Source organism: Propionimicrobium sp. PCR01-08-3, assembly GCF_030286045.1.
Lineage (GTDB): Bacteria > Actinomycetota > Actinomycetes > Propionibacteriales > Propionibacteriaceae > Brooklawnia.
In genome coordinates this window covers 1,325,601-1,344,365 of sequence record NZ_CP127390.1, presented here as the reverse complement: position 1 = coordinate 1,344,365, position 18,765 = coordinate 1,325,601, and the positions used below count along the sequence as shown (strand labels likewise).

General features: G+C 65.4%; 15 protein-coding genes. 6 read left to right on the top strand and 9 right to left on the bottom strand.

The genetic code is table 11. The features are described from left to right. Positions 1–32: 32 nt before the first annotated feature. Genes QQ658_RS06135 through metH form a run of 3 tightly spaced genes read right to left on the bottom strand, consistent with a single transcriptional unit; the run spans position 33 to position 5,212 of the window. Positions 33–983 (bottom strand): tRNA (adenine-N1)-methyltransferase, encoded by a 951-nt coding sequence (locus tag QQ658_RS06135; protein ID WP_286026771.1) that lies wholly within the window; start codon positions 981–983, stop codon positions 33–35. Next, positions 976–1,725, bottom strand: coding sequence for an HAD family hydrolase (locus tag QQ658_RS06130; protein WP_286026770.1), 750 nt, complete (start codon positions 1,723–1,725; stop codon positions 976–978). The genes QQ658_RS06135 and QQ658_RS06130 overlap by 8 nt, the downstream gene beginning before the upstream one ends. 4 nt (positions 1,726–1,729) lie before the next feature. Next, the gene (gene metH / locus QQ658_RS06125) at positions 1,730–5,212 is read right to left on the bottom strand and encodes a methionine synthase (protein ID WP_286026769.1); all 3,483 of its coding nucleotides are present in this window, start codon (positions 5,210–5,212) and stop codon (positions 1,730–1,732) included. A gap of 101 nt (positions 5,213–5,313) precedes the next feature. Here metH and QQ658_RS06120 point away from each other — a divergent pair, with 101 nt between their 5' ends. Further along, entirely contained in the window at positions 5,314–6,159 is an 846-nt protein-coding gene (locus QQ658_RS06120; RefSeq protein WP_286026768.1) for a PAC2 family protein, read from the top strand. Here QQ658_RS06120 and QQ658_RS06115 read toward each other — a convergent pair. Next, positions 6,140–6,661, bottom strand: a complete 522-nt coding sequence (locus tag QQ658_RS06115; protein ID WP_286026767.1) for a hypothetical protein — start codon at positions 6,659–6,661, stop codon at positions 6,140–6,142. The two genes, QQ658_RS06120 and QQ658_RS06115, sit on opposite strands and share 20 nt — an antisense overlap. A gap of 52 nt (positions 6,662–6,713) precedes the next feature. Between QQ658_RS06115 and QQ658_RS06110 the strand changes: the two genes are divergently transcribed. The 4 genes from QQ658_RS06110 to QQ658_RS06095 all read left to right on the top strand — a co-directional run bounded on the left by QQ658_RS06110 (position 6,714) and on the right by QQ658_RS06095 (position 9,750). Then, the gene (locus tag QQ658_RS06110) at positions 6,714–7,565 is read left to right on the top strand and encodes an LssY C-terminal domain-containing protein (RefSeq protein ID WP_286026766.1); all 852 of its coding nucleotides are present in this window, start codon (positions 6,714–6,716) and stop codon (positions 7,563–7,565) included. Then, positions 7,562–8,107, top strand: coding sequence for a hypothetical protein (locus tag QQ658_RS06105; protein ID WP_286026765.1), 546 nt, complete (start codon positions 7,562–7,564; stop codon positions 8,105–8,107). The genes QQ658_RS06110 and QQ658_RS06105 overlap by 4 nt, the downstream gene beginning before the upstream one ends. Before the next feature lie 267 nt (positions 8,108–8,374). Further along, positions 8,375–8,515 (top strand): hypothetical protein, encoded by a 141-nt coding sequence (locus QQ658_RS06100; protein ID WP_286026764.1) that lies wholly within the window; start codon positions 8,375–8,377, stop codon positions 8,513–8,515. Between the two features lie 2 nt (positions 8,516–8,517). Beyond that, a complete protein-coding gene (locus QQ658_RS06095) occupies positions 8,518–9,750 on the top strand; it encodes a hypothetical protein (protein WP_286026763.1) in 1,233 nt (410 codons plus the stop codon). Positions 9,751–9,935: 185 nt separating this feature from the next. Here the strand turns inward: QQ658_RS06095 and QQ658_RS06090 are convergent, their stop codons facing one another. Next, entirely contained in the window at positions 9,936–10,826 is an 891-nt protein-coding gene (locus QQ658_RS06090) for a hypothetical protein (protein WP_286026762.1), read from the bottom strand. A 75-nt stretch (positions 10,827–10,901) separates the two neighbouring features. Continuing rightward, positions 10,902–11,567, bottom strand: a complete 666-nt coding sequence (gene rpe, locus QQ658_RS06085; protein ID WP_286026761.1) for a ribulose-phosphate 3-epimerase — start codon at positions 11,565–11,567, stop codon at positions 10,902–10,904. Between the two features lie 195 nt (positions 11,568–11,762). Between rpe and QQ658_RS06080 the strand changes: the two genes are divergently transcribed. Further along, a complete protein-coding gene (locus QQ658_RS06080) occupies positions 11,763–14,078 on the top strand; it encodes a heavy metal translocating P-type ATPase (RefSeq protein ID WP_286026760.1) in 2,316 nt (771 codons plus the stop codon). Between the two features lie 52 nt (positions 14,079–14,130). Here the strand turns inward: QQ658_RS06080 and QQ658_RS06075 are convergent, their stop codons facing one another. From QQ658_RS06075 to QQ658_RS06065, 3 genes are all read right to left on the bottom strand, one after another. Further along, positions 14,131–15,486 carry an RsmB/NOP family class I SAM-dependent RNA methyltransferase gene (locus QQ658_RS06075; protein WP_286026759.1) on the bottom strand — a complete coding sequence of 452 codons (1,356 nt, stop codon included), beginning with the start codon at positions 15,484–15,486 and terminating at the stop codon, positions 14,131–14,133. Continuing rightward, a complete protein-coding gene (fmt, locus tag QQ658_RS06070; protein WP_286026758.1) occupies positions 15,479–16,408 on the bottom strand; it encodes a methionyl-tRNA formyltransferase in 930 nt (309 codons plus the stop codon). Before fmt ends, QQ658_RS06075 begins: the two co-directional genes overlap by 8 nt. Positions 16,409–16,671: 263 nt before the next feature. After that, entirely contained in the window at positions 16,672–18,648 is a 1,977-nt protein-coding gene (locus QQ658_RS06065; RefSeq protein WP_286026757.1) for a primosomal protein N', read from the bottom strand. Positions 18,649–18,765: the final 117 nt, after the last annotated feature.

The window sequence follows — 18,765 nt, the reverse complement described above, 5'->3', positions numbered from 1 at the left end:
CTAGCTGCCATCAACCTGATGGCCGGGTATACCTAACCCAACTCCTCGGCCCTGGCCTTGTTGGCGGCCAAGTGCTCGGGACGCACATTGCGCGGGATCGGGCCCTGATAGTCGGGGCCGTAGGCGCCGGGCGCCGGGCGGCGTTTGCGCAGCGGGGCCAGCACGCCGGGCGCCATCCGGCGGGTGGTGACCAAGAACCCGGTGTGGGCCGTGGTGGCGTGGCCAGGCCTGATCGCCAGCCCTTCGGCGTGCCAGTCGCGCACCATCACCTCGGACGCGGCAGGCTCGGTGAATCCACCGTGGGCGCGCATGGTGTCCATGATGCGTCCCATCTGGGTGGTGGTGGCCACGTAGCAGCACAAGATTCCGCCCGGCTGCAAGACGTCACCCACGGCATCCAGCTGGTCCCACGGGGCCAGCATGTCCAATACGGCCCGGTCAACCGGCTCATCCGCGATGACCTCGGCGAGATCACCCAGGGTGAGCGTCCACGCCGGATGCGGCCCGCCGACGAACTGTTCGACGTTTGCCTTCGCCACCTCCGCGAACTCGGCGCGGCGCTCATAGCTGTGCAGCCTGCCGGTCGGGCCGATGGCCCGAAGCAGCGCCAGCGTCAGGGCACCCGAGCCGACCCCCGCCTCCAGCACCCTGGCACCCGGAAAGATGTCGGAGCGCATCAGAATCTGGGCGGCGTCCTTCGGGTAGATGACCGCGGCCTCGCGGGGCATGGTCACCATGAATTCGTTGAGCAGCGGCCGGAAGACGAAGTATTGCAGCCCGCCGACGGTGGTGACCACGATGCCCTCGGGCCGGCCGATGATGTCGTCGTGCGGCAGGCCGCCCTTGGTGGTGTGGAAGGTTTTGCCTGCCACCAGCAGCAGCGATTTGCGGTGCCCCTTGGTGTCGGTCAGTGAGACCCATTCCCCTTCGCGCAATGGCCCGGTCTGGATGCCGGAATACGCGGCCGGGTCGGTCTCACTCATAAACAACCTCTTTCGTCTCATGCCAGATTTCGCGCAGCCTGCCCAGATCGACACCGGCGAGGCTGGGGATGACGATCTGGCCCGGGTAATTGCCGAGCTCCTGCATGCAGGGCACCGCGATGACGGCGGCACCGGCCGCGCGTCCGGCCTCTGTGCCGTAGATCGAGTCCTCGACCACGATGCAGTCGCCGGCCCGGACGCTCAGGCGTTCGGCGGCGAGCAGATAGCTGTCGGGTGCCGGTTTGCTCTTGGGCATCTCGTTGCCGGCGATCACCACCTCGAAGATTCCGTGCGGCATCTTGGCCAGTGCTGCGTCGATCATCCGGCGTTCGCTCGCCGAAACAAGCGCCATCGGTACGCCTTCGTGCCCGAGTTCGTCCAGCAGTTCCTTGGCGCCCGGACGCCACGGTAGCGGCTCCTGGTTGAGCCGCCGGATGACCCCGTCGAGCACCTGGCCCCACAGTTCGTCCCCGCTGAATTGCGGCCGCTCGCCTCGCTGCTGCTCGTAAGCGTCGAAAAGCGACTGAATCGACACCTCGGACGACACCCCGCACAGCGCGGCCGCCTGCTGATAGCTGTAGCTGACCTGGTAGGAGGCCATTACCTCGATCTGGGATGCAATCCACAGCGGCTCGGTGTCCGCCACGGTTCCGTCGAAATCCCACAGCACGGCCGCCGGTCGGTTCTGGGTAAGCACCGCACCATTGTCGCAGTCCGCACCGAAACGGGCCAATTGCGTCACACTCCTACCGGACGCCGAAGTACTTGGCTTCGGGATGATGGACGATCATCGCGTCGGTGGACTGCTCCGGGTTGAGCTGGTACTCCTCCGAGAGCTCCACACCGATGCGGTCGGGTTCGAGCAGCCGGGCGAGCGGCGCACGCAACGCCAGATCGGGGCAGGCCGGGTAGCCGAAGCTAAAACGGCTGCCCCGGTAGTCCTGATCGTCGATCTGGTCGGCGATCTTCCCGTCCTCGGACGCGAACCCGAGCTCGCCGCGCACTCGCTGATGCCATAGCTCGGCCAGGGCTTCGGCGAGCTGCACCGACAGGCCGTGTAGTTCGAGGTACTCGCGGTAGGAGTTGTTCTCGAACAGCTGCTGGGTGCTCTGGGAGATGCGCTGACCCATGGTGACCAGTTGCAGGGCCAGGGTGTCGGGGCCGAGCGCGGCTGCCTCGTCCTGGTCGCGGAAGAAGTCGGCGATGCACAGCCTGCGATCCCTGGGCTGCCGGGGGAAGACGAACCGTTCCCTGACCTGGGAGTGGTCGTCCGGGTCGAGCACGATCAGCTCGTTGCCCTGGGAGTAGCAGGGGAAGTACCCGTAGCTGACGGCGAATTCGCCGAGGCCCTCGGCCTGGATCTTGTCCAGCAGTGCGCGCAGCCTGGGCCGCCCCTCTGCTTCGATCAGCTGCGCGACAGTCGCGCCACCACGTACCGCGTGTAGTCCCCAGCGTCCGACGAACAGCGCCTTCTCATCCAGAAAATCGGTGACGTCACCGAGCTGAATGCCCTTGACGACACGGGTTCCCCAAAATGGCGGGGCCGGCACGTCAATCCGCCGGGCCACATCCGAGCGGGTCGAATCGTCGTCCAGATCGGGTAGGTCGAGCTTGCGTGGCTTGACCCGCCGCTCACGCACCGGCGGCAGTTCGGCACCGGGATCGCCGTGTTTGATGGCCATCAGCCTGTTCATCAGGTCGAGGCCCTCGAAGGCGTCCTTCGCGTAACGGACGGTGCCGTCGTAGAGCTGGGCGAGATCCTGGTCGACGAACGGCCTGGTCAGCGCGGCACCGCCGAGGATCACCGGGAACTGCTTCGAGATGCCTCGATCGTTCAGTTCGAGCAGATTGTCCTTCATCACCAGCGTCGACTTCACCAGCAGCCCGGACATGCCGATCACATCGGCGTGGTGTTGCTCGGCGGCCTCCACGATCGCCGAGACCGGTTGCTTGATGCCGAGGTTGACCACCGTGTAGCCGTTGTTCGAGACGATGATGTCGACCAGGTTCTTGCCGATGTCGTGCACATCGCCCTTCACGGTGGCCAGCACCAGGGTGCCCTTGCCCGCGCCCGCCTCGGAGGCGTCCATGTGCGGCTCCAAGTAGGCAACCGCCTTCTTCATGGTTTCGGCACTCTGCAGCACGAACGGCAATTGCATCTGCCCCGACCCGAAAAGCTCTCCGACCGTTTTCATGCCGGCCAGCAGGTCGTCATTGATGATCTCCAGCGCCGGCTTGGCTTCGAGTGCCTCGTCGAGGTCATGATCGAGGCCCTTGTCGTTGCCGTCGACGATGCGCCGGGCCAGCCTTTCGGCGAGCGGCAGCGAGGTCAGCTCGGCTTCGCGCTGCTCACGAAGGGACGCCGCGGTCACGCCTTCGAACAACCCCAGGAATTTGGCCAGCGGGTCGTAGTCGCCGGACCGTCGATCGTAGACCAGATCGAGGGCGGTCTGATACTGCTCCTCGGGGATTCTTTCGGTCGGCATGATTTTCGCAACCGACACGATCGCCGAATCCAGGCCGGCCTTCACACACTCATCCAGGAAAACGCTGTTCAGCACCACCCGTGCTGCCGGGTTGAGACCGAAGCTGACATTCGACACGCCGAGCGTGGTGAGTACCCGCGGGTGTGCATGCTTCAGCTGCCGGATGGCTTCGATCGTTGCCAGCCCGTCACGCCGGGTCTCCTCCTGGCCGGTGGCGATCGGGAAGGTCAGGCAGTCGACGAGGATGTCGCCTTCGTCCATGCCCCAATCATTCGTGAGTTGTTTGATCAGTCGTTCGGCGACGCGCACCTTCCATTCGGTGGTGCGGGCCTGGCCCTCCTCGTCGATGGTGAGCGCCACGACGGCAGCGCCATGCTCCTTGACCAGCGGCATCACCCGGTTGAACCGGGAGGTGGGGCCGTCACCGTCCTCGAAATTGACCGAGTTGATGATGGCCCTGCCGGGTATGTGGTTAAGCCCGGCTTCGATCACGGCGGGCTCGGTGGAGTCGAGCACCAGCGGCAAGGTGACCGCGCCGGCGAACTTGGACGCAAGAGTCACCATATCGTCGGCACCATCGCGCCCCACGTAGTCGACGCACAGATCGAGCACGTGCGCGCCGGACTTCGATTGGTCGCGGGCGATCTGGACGCATTCGTCCCAATTGCCGGCCAGCATCGCCTCCCGGAATGCCTTGGATCCGTTCGCGTTGGTGCGCTCGCCGATCGCCAGGTAGCTGATGTCCTGCTTCAGTGGGACCTCGGAGTACAAGGAAGCGATCGAGTTGACGATCTGCGGTTCGCGCTTGACGACCGGACGCTCAGATCCGATCGTCTCGACGACCCGACGAATGTGCTCCGGCGTGGTGCCGCAACAACCGCCCACCAGAGCCAGGCCGCATTCATCGATATAGCCATCCAGGGCACTCGCCAGTTCTTCGGGCTGCAGCGGGTAGCGCGCCCCGTCGGCGGTCAGCTCGGGAAGCCCGGCATTGGGCATCGCCGAGATGCCGATACCGGCATGGCGAGCCAGATAGCGCAGATGTTCGCCCATCTCGGCGGGACCGGTCGCACAGTTGAGCCCGATCATGTCGATGCCGAGCGGCGCGAGGGTGGCCAGCGCCGCGCCGATCTCGCTGCCCAGCAGCATCGAACCAGTGGTCTCCACGGTGATGGAGCAGAAGATCGGCACATCGGTGGCGCCCACCGCAGTGCGTGCCCGCTTCGCGCCGATCACGGCCGCCTTGGCCTGCTGCAGGTCCTGGCAGGTCTCCAGCTGGATCGCGTCGATGCCACCGCGGATCATCGCCTCGACCTGCGTCTGGTAGGCGTCGCGCAACGTGGTTGCTTCGATGTGTCCGAGAGTGGGCAGCTTGGTGCCCGGCCCGACGCTGCCCAACACGAATCTGGGACGCTCGGGTGTGCTGAATTCGTCGGCGACCTGCCGGGCTATCCGGGCGCCTGCCTCGGCCAGCTCCGCGATCTGGTCGACGATGCCGTATTCGGACAAAGCCGCATGGTTCGCGCCGAAGGTGTTGGTCTCCACGCAGTCGCTGCCCGCAGTGAAGTAGGCACGGTGAATGTCGGCGACCACGTCGGGGCGGGAGCGGTTCAATACCTCGTTGCAGCCCTCATAGCCCTCGAAATCGTCCAGGCCGAGATCGAATCCCTGCAGCATGGTGCCCATCGCCCCGTCGGCGACGAGAACTCGGCGGAACAGATGATCACGAATGGCAGCAGACACGTCGCCAAGGATAGCGACGCGCGCCGGTTCGTCCGGGGCGTGCCCACCGATCTTCGCGAGGGGCTGATAGCGGGTCTCACCCGCGGCGCTAGGGTGGATGCATGGCAGGACGCGGACAGTACACCCGACCGGTGGTCGTGGTGGCCTTCGAAGGCTGGAACGACGCAGCAGATGCGGCGACCTCAGTCATCGAGCACCTCGCCGACACCTTTCCCACCGACCTAGTCTTCGACATCGATTCGGATGATTACTACGACTATCAGATCGTCCGCCCGCGAGTCGCGGACGGCGCGGATGGACGCGAGATCGTCTGGCCGAAGACGAGTATGCAGGTATCTCACCTGCCCGAACGCGATCTGATCCTGGTGTCGGGGCCTGAGCCGAACCTGCATTGGCAGCGTTTTTGCAGCACCCTGATCTCCGCCTTTCGCAGTGTCGAACCCGAGATGATCATCGTCTTGGGAGCGATGCTGACCGACTCGCCGCATTCGCGTCCGCTTCCGGTGACCGGCAACACCTCGGATGTAGGGCTGGCGCATTCTCTCGGCCTGGAGCCGGCGGATTACGAAGGGCCGACCGGTATCACCGGTGTGCTGAGCGATGCCTGTCACCGCGCCGGGCTACGGGAGGTTTCGCTGTGGGCGTCGGTGCCGCACTATGTCGCCGCTCCCCCGAACCCGAAGGCGACCTTGGCCCTGCTGGCCAGACTTGAGGATCTGCTCGATGTCGCGCTCCCGCTGGACGACCTGCCCGAACTGGCGCAGGCCTGGCAGCGTGGCGTCGACGAGCTCGCCTCCGAGGACTCGGAGATCAGCGATTACATCGAAACCTTGGAGGCGCAGCAGGACGAGAACGGGCTCCCGCAGGCCACCGGGGATTCGATCGCCCGCGAGTTCGAGCGTTATCTTCGCCGCCGCGACGCCGGGCCTAGCGGCCCCACCAACTGACGGCGAGCACGACCAGCAGGCCCGCCAGCACCGATGCCGCGTTGGCGGTGAAGCCGATCAGTAAACACCAGCCGAGAGTTGCCTGGTTTGGACGCAGTTCATGACTGTGTACCGGCTTCGATCTCGGACGCGCATGCGGCGTCGCTCCACCACGGATCCGCTCTTGGGTGACGACGCGCAGCATATGCAGATTGGCGGATTCAGGCTTATCCACGTGGGTTGAGGGTTGCTCGTCTCGACAGGCCCTCAGTAGCGCCCAGTAGTACAGTGCTGCTCCCTCAACCAGGACGATCAGTGCCTCGGCCGCCAGAAGGCCCGCCCACGAGCCGGGCCCGATCAGCCACAGCAGCGGATTGGTGAATTGCAGCAGCCAAGCGACCAGCGCTGCTTTCGCGTCCGGATGCCGGCCGGGTGAGCGCCAGCCGAGACCGTGCAGCATCGCCACCACGATCGGGATCTCGACCGCACAGGTGAGCAGATATGCCGCGAACCATTGCTGCACCTGCTGATCGTAACCGACGAGGACCAGCCGGGCGTCCGGCTACCCTGATGTCATGGAAGCGGATGCCGCGCGTAAACCACGCATCTCGATCACGGCTATCGCCGACCAGTTCTTCTTCGTTTATGCGGGTCTGGCGGCCATCTGGCTGGCCTGGCTGCTGCTCACCGAGACGTTCAAACTGGGTTGGCTCGGCATCGCCTTCTTCATCGCATTCTGGGTGATGCTCGCCTATCTCGCGCTCCCCCGATTCCACCGGATCTTCACCGCCATCTACGTTCCCGACTACTTCATCGGACGCACCCGCACCAGCGATGGCCTGCTCGGAGACCCGGTCAATATCGCCGTTCTCGGTGGCGAGACCGAACTACGACAGGCGATGCACCAGGCCGGATGGGTGCTTGCCGACCCGATCACCGTCAGCTCATCGTGGCGCATCGTCACCTCGACGCTGAGTCGCCGCAGCTACGATCAGGCGCCGGTCAGCCCACTGCTTCTCTTCGGACGCATGCAGGATCTCGCCTATCAGCAGGAGGTCGAGGGCAATCCGGCCAAACGGCACCACGTCCGGTTCTGGCATACCCCGGAGGGCTGGCTGCTGCCAGGTGGCACGCGGGTCGATTGGCTGGCCGCGGGCACCTTCGACCGCGCGGTCGGTTTCTCCCTTTTCACTTTGCAGATCACCCACAAGATCGATGCCGACACCGACATCGAACGAGACCATGTGGTGAGCACCGTGCTGGAGGCAAATCCGGACGCCGGCGTCCATATTCTGGCCGACTTCTCCACCGGGTATCACTCCCGCAACGGAGGCGGCGACTCCATCCGAACCGACGGCGACCTGCCCGTGGTCGATCTGCGCCGGATGCTCATTGCCGGCGAGCATCGTGGCGAGGTGACCCGATGACCGGCGATCTCGAGAAGCGTCCCGCCACCGAACCGGCCCTTGCGCTCATCGCGGACGACACCGACGATCGGGGCCCGGCGGAGCGTCCGGGCGCGATAACCCGCGGCGCGGTGCTTGGTGCCCTCCGGGCATTGGCCGGTGTGTTCATCGTCGTGGACATCTGGCGCGAGATGCCTGCGATCGAGGCCGAGTACCACCTCGATCACGCGGAGGCCCGGCTGCTGATGTGGCTGGGGGTCGGCACCCAGATCGTGTGGATGCTGGGTCTTCTGTTGGTGATCTGGCTGATGTGGCGCGGCCACAACGGCGCCCGGCTGCTCGTCATGATCCTGGCATTCCTGAGCACCACCAGCGTGGCCGTCGACTACTTTGCCGCCGGAGCCGGCATCACTCTCGACGCCAGTTTTCTCACGCTTGGTCTCGACATCTTGACCATGCTCGCTCTGTCGGACCATGACGCGAGCGCCTGGACGAGAACCCAGACGCGCCTGCGCAGAGCTTCTGCTCTTGAACTGAAGGCGCGCCGTCAGCACCGGCAATGACGAGAAGCCGAAACGCGTTTGGGCCGAGCCAGTATCGGAATCGAAGGCGCGCTGTCAGCACCTGCAGCGACGAGAAGCCCGGACACATTTTGCGCCGAGCCAGTACCTGCATCGAAGGCGCGCTGTCAGCACCGGCAATGGGAAGCCCGAATGCTGTCGTCACCGGTGAGGCGGAATCGGTTGCAGTGGCATGAAGGGACCAGGTGTCTCGCCGGCCTGACGATCATCACCGATGACGGCACGCCCCTTCGCCTCTAGGCTTGGCGCATGTTGCCTCTCGACATTGCCCCGTATCCGGCTCCCCCGGACCAAGGTTCGATGATCCTGATCTTGGTAGTTGCCCTGGTCATCGCGGTTTTGCTGGTCATCGCCCTAGTCGCCTACTACCGCAAGCGCTCGCGTCGCTGACTGTGCACGAAGAGACTCGGCCGATCGCGGTGCCCGCCGCCTGGTTGCTGGCGCCGGCGCTGCTGCTGGCAATTCTGGTCATCGCCCAGCCGTTCGCCGTCAATGTCATCGGCGTGATGGTGCTCGGCGCGGCGCATGTGCTCTGCGCGCTTCGCTACCTGGCCGGACGCGTCAGCCTCGCGGCGGGCGCTCAGCTCGGCCGGCAGTTGGCCATCTTTGTCATGGTGATGGCGCTGGTGCGAGCGGTCACGACCCTGGATGCCGGGCTTGGACATCATCTCGAATTGCTCGGCAGCATGGCGGTCATCGGTTTTGCCTGCTGGCTCGGCCTGCACGGCCGGTTGCGCTATCTCGCTGTCGGGTTGGTGGCGGCGGCGACAGCATTGTCGCTGATCGAACTGCCCTGGTATTGGCACCTGCTCGCCCACGGGCACAACCTCGTCCCGCTGATCTTCTTGTGGGATTGGGCGCGCCGCCGCGATCGGAGCCTGGAGTCGAACCAACCTCAGCCCAGATCCGCCGACGGGTGGGGTGGAGCCGGCCGAGAGCAACCTGGCAGCCTGATCAGCGCGGGGGACGCAGCCCGCGTGTTCCTCACTTGGTTCGTCAACAACCTCAGTCGCCTCGGACGAACAAGCAAGCTTGTTTGTCTCCCCGCTCGGTCGTCTGCACCTCGCAGGCTGCGTGCAGATACCGCGCAGGCTCATCCCCGAACCAGCCTCGGCCCCGGTTTGAAATTCGCCCTCGTCAACCTGATCTGGGCGCTTGGCATTCCGGTGCTGATTCTTGCCGGAGTCGCCGACCGGTTCATCAACGAGGTCTCCCCCGACTTCGTGACCAGGCTCGCCGATCCGGCATATGTGCTGGCCAGCACGGCCCAACCGCATTCCAGCCCCGAAATGGCCGTGCGGTTCCTGGTTGTCTTCACCTATTTGCAGACCATGCACTATGTGGTGTGGATGGTCTTCTTCCAGGTAGTCGGACGTCGCGAGATCGGCGATCTGGGGCAGCGCTTGCCGGTCGTTCAAGGTTGGCGCTTCTGGGCTCTGGCACTGGCCGTCTCGGTGCTCGTCTGGCTGGTTTATGCGTCCAACTACTACTTAGGACGCCAGGTCTACGGCATCCTGGGAGCGTTCAATGTCTACCTCGAGCAGCCGGTCGCGGTTTGGCTGCTGCTCACCATGCTGCCCTCGCACTGGACGACGGACCTGGTCGGCAGACTCGGGCGGAGCTGAGGTCCCGCGCCCGCCCGGATGCAGCTCGCGTTATGGACGCAGCCCGCGTCCTGGCTCGCGTTATGGACACAGCCCGCGTCCTGGCTCGCGCTATAGATCCTGGCTCGCGTTACACCACGAGCAAACGCCACAACGCGAGCCAAGTAACTGTCGGCTTCGGAAGCTGCGGGGGCGGTCGCTGCTGTCTACACGCCAATAGTCTCGTGTAGGTACTTCATGAAAACTTGCCCATCTCGCAGCTGGCGCCAACCCCAGCGGTGCACCCAGTAGCCCAGCCGACGGAATCGGTTCTCCCGCTCTTTCTCTGCCATCACAACGTCGGCGGCTGTTCTACCGGCCGGTACTAGTTGGTCATACTTGATGCGCCCGTCAAACTCCCCGATGAGTCGCTGTTGCTCCCAGCCGAAGTCAGCGCGCCCGACTAGTGCACCTGAATAGTCGCGAACCTCGAACTGTAGTTCGGGCATCGGGATGCCTGAACGGATCATCCAATACCGGCTGATGGACTCCCCGGGGCTCTCGGCACGTCGGTCAGCATGCGCAAGTGCCCATTTCGCGATGCTCACTCCATGTCTCCTCGACGCCTGCCCAACGTGCGTGCTCACTTCCTCGAGGCCGCCGGTTCGCCGCCATGCCGCATCCATGATCGCGAGGGCCTCCGGATGGCTGCATATCCTGCATAGATCGGCGACAGTTCGGGCGAGGGTCGTGATAGGCACATCATGGCCGTGGTCGATGTCCTCCGGCGCCAGAGGAAGTCTGTAATTGTGCATCCATGAGCTGATTTGCCCGTTGCCCGATGGGCGAATCACATGCACCTTGTCGAGTAATCGCGAAGGCGCAGGCAGTTCCCAGACCACCGCGGCGGAGGCATGGCTCAATACCGTGTCCGCCCCGAGCAATGGCACCGTCGTCCGGATCAGGGCCCGGTGCCGATCGTTTAGCCCCAGCTCTTCCTCACCGCGCAGGTATCCGCCACGGCGAACGGCCTGAATCTCGCCGGACCGAATCATCCGGCGCACATCACTTTGGGAGCTTCCCTGGCTCAACAAACCCGCGTAAGTCTCAGCAATCACGGGCCAATGATCGTCAAACGGACACCGAACCGTTCAAATTCATAGGTTGCTGTGGATAACTAGCGAGATTCGAGATCAGTGACCACAGGCTGACACCGCGAGATCCCGGAGCTTGGTTACCATGGCATCCGGATCGTCCGAGCGGTAGACGGCGGTGCCTGCCACGAAGACGTCCGCGCCCGCCTCGGCCGCGCGTCCGATCGTGTCGACGGAGACTCCCCCATCCACCTGGATCCAGATCTGTTTGCCGGTGTCCTGGATCAGTCCGCGGGTGCGGCGGATCTTCGGCAGCACCGAATCCAGGAAGCTCTGGCCACCGAATCCCGGCTCCACGGTCATCAGCAAGATCATGTCGAACTCACCGATCACTTCGGCGTATGGCTCGATCGAGGTGGTCGGCTTCAACGCCAGGGACGCGCGCGACCCGAGCTTGCGGATCTCGCGCGCCAGCCGGATCGGCGCTTTCGTGGCCTCGGCATGAAAGGTGACGGACTCGCAGCCGAGATCGGCGTACTGCGGCGCCCAGGTATCGGCGTCCTCGATCATCAGATGCGCATCGATCGGGGTTGTCGTGTGCCTGAGCAGGGACTCGACCACCGGCAACCCCAAAGTGAGATTGGGGACGAAATGGTTGTCCATCACGTCGAAGTGGATCATGTCCGAACTGGGGACTCTGGCGACCTCGGCGGCGATATCGGCAAGGTCGGCGTTCAAGATGCTCGGAGCAATTCTCATCGTCACCTGGGTGAGTTTACCGAAGGCACCTGCGATCCGCCGCTTCTGCGCTTTCGCGTCCGCGACCTGTCAGGGAGGTACTGCCGCGCCACGCCTCGATTCACCAGCTGAGCGATGCCGGTCTGGTCGCCATCGGCCTGATGCCTGAATTCCTTCTGTATATACCCCATGGGGGTATATCCTCGTGAGTGAGGAGGAAACATGCAACTGCCTACTGAGCAGTCCGTTACAGATCCGGTCTGCGGCATGAAGATCGACCCCGCGGATGCTGCCGCCAGTGCGGAGTGGGGTGGTCAAACGTATTATTTCTGTTCGCATGGTTGTCGCGCGAAGTTCGTCGCCGACCCCGAGAAGTACATCCCGACGGACGGCGAACATGATGTTCCCGTTACCCGGGCGGATTCCGGACCGGTCATGTACACCTGTCCCATGCACCCGGAGGTGCGCCAGGATCATCCCGGTTCATGCCCGAAATGCGGTATGGCTCTGGAACCAGAACGTGCCACGACCTCCGACGCCCCCAACCCTGAACTTGCGGATATGACGCGCCGCTTCTGGATCTCCGCCGGATTAGCTCTACCCATTCTTATCCTTGGCATGGTCGTGCCCATGGTGCCTGCGCTCAACGACCTCGTCCCGATGGGCGTTTCTCAGTGGATCCAATTCGTGCTGGCAACTCCGGTCGTGTTGTGGGGTGCGTGGCCGTTCTTCCAGCGCGGCTGGGCGTCATTGCGTAACCGCTCGCTGAACATGTTCACCTTGATCTCCATGGGCGTGGGCGCGGCCTACCTCTACAGCGTGGTGGCACTGCTGGCTCCCGGCATCTTTCCCGGCACCATGCGCATGCACGGGCGCGTGGAAGTGTACTTCGAGGCGTCGTCGGTAATCGTTGCGCTCGTCGCCCTAGGGCAGGTGTTGGAGTTACGTGCCCGTGAGACCACGTCCGGCGCCATCCGCGCACTCATGGACCTCGCCCCGGCCACAGCCAGGCGCATCAACGCCCAGGGCAACGAGGAGGAAGTCCCCCTAGAGGACTTGCAGGTCGGTGACCTGGTCCGGGTGCGCCCGGGCGAGAAGGTGGCGGTGGACGGCACCGTGGTCAACGGCAGCTGCACCGTGGACGAGTCCATGGTCACCGGCGAATCCCTGCCCGTGCGCAAAGGGGTCGATGACCAGGTCGTTGGCGGCACAGTAGCCAGCTCCGGATCTCTGGTGGTGCGCGCGGAAAAGCTGGGCGCGGATTCGATGCTTTCGCGCATTGTGGACATGGTGGCCGCGGCACAACGTTCGCGGGCTCCGATCCAATCACTGGTGGACAAGGTATCCGCGATATTCGTGCCAGTCGTCATCGCCATCGCCGTGATCGCCTTCATCGTCTGGCTGCTGGTGGGGCCGGATCCGCGGCTGGCGCACGCGCTGGTCGTAGCCGTGAGTGTGCTGATCGTGGCCTGCCCCTGCGCGCTCGGTCTCGCCACCCCCATGTCCATCATGGTCGGCGTGGGGCGAGGTGCCAGGGAGGGCGTGCTAATCCGCGACGCCCAGGCTCTGGAGGCCATGGAGAAGATCGACACGGTGGTGGTGGACAAGACCGGCACTCTGACCGAGGGCCATCCCGCGGTCACGTCCGTCGAAGTGCTCGGGGACCTGAGCGAGGAGCAGGTGCTGGGGCTGGCCGGCGCCGTCGAGACCTCGTCCGAGCACCCATTGGGCCAAGCAGTGGTGACCCGGGCACATGATGCGGGGCTGAAAATCGCCGATGTCTCCGATTTTGCATCCGAGGCCGGCGGCGGCGTTCGCGGCATTGTGGACCAGAGGGAGATACGGGTCGGCAATGCAGGCTTTGTCGGCGTGGCATCCGGCCAGGCGAAAGCCCGGGAACGGGCCGATGCGCTCCGCGCCGACGGAGCCACCGCCATCTATGTCTCGGTGGACGGGTCAGTTGAGGCCATTCTCGCCATTGCTGACCCGATCAAGGAAACCACCCCTGACGCACTGGCACAGCTGCACGAGCAGGGCCTGCAGGTGGTCATGCTCACCGGCGACAATCTGACGACAGCCAAGGCAGTCGCCGGCAAGCTGGGGATCGATGAGGTACGTGCCGAAGTGCAGCCGGAGGACAAGAGCGCCGCGGTTCAGGAGTTGACACAACAAGGGCGGACGGTCGCAATGGCCGGTGATGGCGTCAACGATGCCCCGGCTCTGGCCGCCGCACGGGTCGGCCTGGCCATGGGCACCGGCACCGATGTGGCCATGGAAAGCGCCGGGATTACGCTGCTGTCCGGAGACCTGAACGGGATCGCGCGGGCGCGGCGCCTGTCTCACGCCACGATGCGCAATATTCGTCAGAACCTGGTGTTCGCGTTCATCTACAATGCGATCGGCATCCCGATCGCCGCCGGCGTGCTCTACCCGGTCATGGGACTGCTGCTCTCGCCCATGTTGGCCGCATTGGCCATGGCACTGTCAAGCGTCAGCGTCATCACCAACGCGTCCCGGCTACGTGTGACACGATTGTGAACCAGCGGTGGCTGCGCGGTCACCCGATCATCCGAATCCAATCGCCCACAGATCAGGTTCTGCACAGCAGGGCGCAGAACATGGCGTCCGTGCCGTGGATGTGCGGCCACAGCTGGATGAACCGGTCGTCCAGCCGGCTGGCTGCTTCGGGCACCTCGGGGATCATCGAGGGCGCATCAAGTATCTCGACCCCTTGTGCGCCCGCCACCACGTCGATGGTTTCGGCCCGATGCGGTGAGCAGGTCACGTAGGCCACCAGCCCGCCCGGCATGGTCGATGCGATCGCCTGGTCGAGCAGCTCGCGTTGTAACTCGGCGAGCTCGGCCACCTGCGACTGGTCGCGGCGCCAGCGAGACTCCGGACGCCTGCGCAGCGCCCCGAGCCCGGTACACGGCACGTCCGCCAGCGTCAACGCCATGGACGCCGGCGCCCAGGCCGGGTGGCGTCCATCGGCAACCACCACCTGATAGCCGCCGGGGTAGGCACGCAAGGCATGCGCCACCAATTCGGCGCGATGCGGTTGCGGCTCCGCAGCGATCAGAACCGAAGGGCACAACCCCCTCAGCAGGGCCGACTTCCCGCCCGGACCGGCACACAGATCGAGCCACGGTCCCTTCAATCGCGGCGTCACCGCCGTCGCGGCCTGGACGACCAGCTGGCTGCCCTCATCCTGCACGCCCGCCCGGCCCTGCCGGATAGCGGGGAGCTCCGAAGGATTGCCCGGACGCTCCACACCCCACGGCGACCACGGCGTACGTCTGGCACCCTCGGTCATCAATTCCGGACGCCTCGCCAGTCCCGGACGAACCACCAGCATCGGGATCGGTGGCTCATTGTCGGCGTCCAGCAACGCCGCCAGCTCATCGTCGTCGCTTTGCAGTGCGTCGGCCAGCGCATCGACGATCCATCTCGGATGCGCGAACCGCAAAGCCATATCGGCTAGATCACCGAAGCCGGCACCGATCTCGTCGCACCACTCGTCGAAGTCCTTGCGCGACAGCTTGCGGACGATGGCGTTCACCAGCCCGGTCACCCGCTCCGAGATGGCCACCCCGGCCAGGTCGACACTGGACGCGACCGCCGCGTGAGTCGGAACCCTCATTCGGAAGAGCTGGTGGCAGGCGAGTCTGAGAACCTCGAGCACCGCGGCCTGCAGATCAGAAAGCGGGCGGCCCGAGGCGTGTTCGATGATGCGGTCATAGCTGCCTTGCATGCGGCAGGTGCCGTGCACCAGCTCGATGACGAAACCGGCGTCACGGTGCTGCAGACCATGAGTCATCTCGGCGGTCACCAGGTTGGCGTATCCCCCACCAGAATTGATGGCCCGCAGCGCGTCGAAGGCGATCAGTCGGGGTTGATCGATGTGGCGCCTGGGACGCTGCGCCGTCCGCTGGTCTGGCTCAGGCATCGAACCGCACCTGATCGAGGCCATCGTGTTGGCCTCGGGCCCAGTCGGCACCCGGCATCGGTTTGCGTCCGGCCGCTTTCACCTGGAGCAACTCCAGGTCGCCTTCGGCCGTACCCGCCCACAGATGCTTGCGGTCAGCCGCCAATCGCCCGGGTGATAGCGATTGCTCTCCCCGGTCGACCGGACGCACCTTCAAGACCTGGAAGCGTTCGCCGTGCAGCATCGTCCACGCCCCGGGAGTGGGATTCGCGGCGCGCACCAGCCGCTCGATCTCGGCGGCCGGGCGGGCCCAGTCGATGCGTACATCCTCGGGCCGGATCTTGGCCGCCGTGGTGACGCCATCGTCCGGCTGCTCGGTGGGCTGCACCCCCGAGACCGCATCGCTCAACGCGGACGCCAATATGGGCGCCCCCACCTCGGCGAGCCTAACGAGCAGCTCCCCGCTCGATTCACCCGGTTCGATAGGGACCTCCAGCCGACGGAAAACTGGGCCGGCGTCCAGCTTCTTGACGATTCGGAATGCGGTCACGCCACTGATTTGGTCCCCGGCCCAGATCGCTCGTTGCACAGGTGCAGCACCGCGCCAGCGCGGCAGCAGCGAAAAATGCAGGTTGACCCAGCCTGCCGGCACCGCGTCCAGGAGAGCCTGGGGCAGCAGCATGCCGAACGCCACGACAGCGGCCACGTCGGCCTTCAGTCTCTTGATCTGCCGGATGAACTCGTCGTCGGCCTTAGCGGGCTTCAGCACCGGGATTCCCAGTTCAGCGGCGAGCTCGGCCACCGGGGATGGCGTGAGTTTCTTGCCGCGACCGGCAGGCGCGTCCGGGCGGGTGAGCACCGCGACGATGTCGTGGCCCTGATCGGCGAGCAGGCGCAGACTGGGCAAGGCGGTGTCAGGGGTTCCGGCAAAGATGATTCTCACCCGCCCAAGTCTAGGGGTTGACCGGATGGGTCAAATCGCGACAGCAATTCGCCGACAGAGCCAGGCCAGGCCACGCCTCGATCCACCGATGGGCGAGACATCGGATAGCGCGATCACCCGACGGACGATGTCACGCGACCCGCGACTGCAGGGCGGTTGAAACGTGCGGCATGGGCCATCCCCATGCTCTGGTGACCGCTGGCTTAGGAACTGACAGAGAATTAATGCGTCGCGGTACGCAGCAGTAATTCTCTGGAAGGACCTTATAGCTCCACCGGATCAACCCGCACTCTCAGCGCTCCCGCCATCTTGCGCGCCGTGCGACCCGCCAGCGCCGCCTTCACCTTGGCCGTCAGCTCGGCTCCTTCACGCAGCGGCACCCGCAGCGACAGCCTCCAGGCCGGTTCGGTTTGGCCCAGCGCCAGGGTGCCCCCCAATTCGACCGGGCCCAGCAGATCCGCTGCCGGCTCGGGGCCCAGCAGCTGGACGAACTCGTCGATCGCCGCGGCCGGGCCCTCGACGGTGATGAAGCGGACGGCTGGCGGGTAGCCGGCCTCGACCCGGTCGGCAAGCTCCATCTCGGCGTGCTGGGCGGCATCCAATCTGACCAGTGCCTGTACCGCTCGCACCCCGGACGGCCCGACGATGCACACGGTGCCGTCCTCGGCCGCCGGACGCACCAGCGCCACGGCATTCATCCAACGCCGGACGGCCTCCTCGCCTGCCCGCAGATCCGGACGCTCCAGCAATCTGGTCGCATCCAGCAGCACGGCTGCGGCGTAACCCTGTTCGGCGGGAGGCTCGGCTCCGGGAGTCGAGATCACCAGCGCCGGCTGCACCCCCACCTCATCGATCACCCGATCACCGGAACTCTCTCGCACCAGGACTCCGGGAAACGCGCGCCCAAGTTCCTCGGCGGTTCGCCCGGAGCCGATGACCGGGGCACGCAACTCCGCCGAACCGCAGACCGGGCAACGCCAGTCGGTGATGATGCGTCCGCACCAGGTGCAGTCCAACTGCCGGCCGGTCGCGCTGTGCCGCAGCCGAACCGGCCCTTGGCAAGCCGGGCAACGCACCGGGGTACGGCAGCTCTGGCAGGCCAGCACCGGCAGATATCCGGCCCTGGGCACCTGGACGAGCACAGGCCCGGTAACCAGCCCGCGCCGAATGGTCTCGAAAGCGAGCCTGGGCAGCCTGCTCCGGGAGCCCTGGGGGTCGCGCTCGACCGCAAGATCGGAGTCCGCCGCGGCGTGTACCGCCGCGCTGGCCCGGCGCAACTGGCCGGCAGGCATCTCCACGGCATGCAGCCATCCGCGCCGGCACCAGTTCTGTATCTCTGCACTGCGTCCATGCCCGGCGAACAACAACGCGGTTTGCTCGCTGCCGGCCCGCAATGCGGCGACATCCCGGGCGTGAGGATACGGGGCATGCGGCTCGGCATGCAGGTCATCGCCGTCGTCCCACAAACAGATCAGGCCGAGATTCGCGACCGGCGCGTAGACGGCCGGGCGAGTACCGACCACAACCTTGGCCTGGCCCCGCAATATCGCCAGGTAGTTGCGGTAACGCGCAGCCGTGCCGAGTTCGGAGTGCAATTCCGCGATCGCGCCCAACCCGATCACCTCACCGAGCGCATCGCGCACATGCACCAGGTCGCGATGATCGGGCACCACGATGATCACTCCTCGTCCCGCCCGCAAGGTGTGTACGGCGGCCTGGATGAAGCCGCGAGTCCAGTCGTCGCGACCGGCGGCGTCCGTGGCGAAGCGGGGCGCGACCTGCCAGTAAGCGCGCACCGGCTGCCGGTTCTCGAGTGCCTGCAGGAAGGTCTCTGCGTCGGGATAGCCGAGCATTCCCGCACCCGGAACCTCGTCCGTCTTGGGCACCGGCCATTCGCGCTGCTCGGCGTTCTCGGTGGCCGCGTGCCTGGGTGGCACCGCCAGCCGCACCACATCGGCGAAGCATCCGGCGTAATGATCGGCCGCCGCGCGGATCAGCGTGATCTGTTCGGTGGTCAGTACCGGCGTGGCGGACACCACTTTCGACAGCGCCGCCAGCTTGCCGGTCACCTCGCTGTGCTCGGTGAGTTCGACCACGTATCCGTCACGTAGCTTTCCGGCAAATCGGACGCGCACCCGCACCCCCGGCGCCACATCGTCGGCCAGCGCGTCCGGGATCGAATAGTCGAAGAGGCGGTCGAGGTGCGCGAGCGGAATGTCCACCGCAACCCTGGCGATCATCCGTCCCCTCCCTTCCGCACTGGCGCCCCACACCCCTATCCTCGGCGATCCGTTCATGACTGATGCCACGACATCTGCCACGTCCGAATTCCTGTTCAGGCTACCCACGGGGTATGA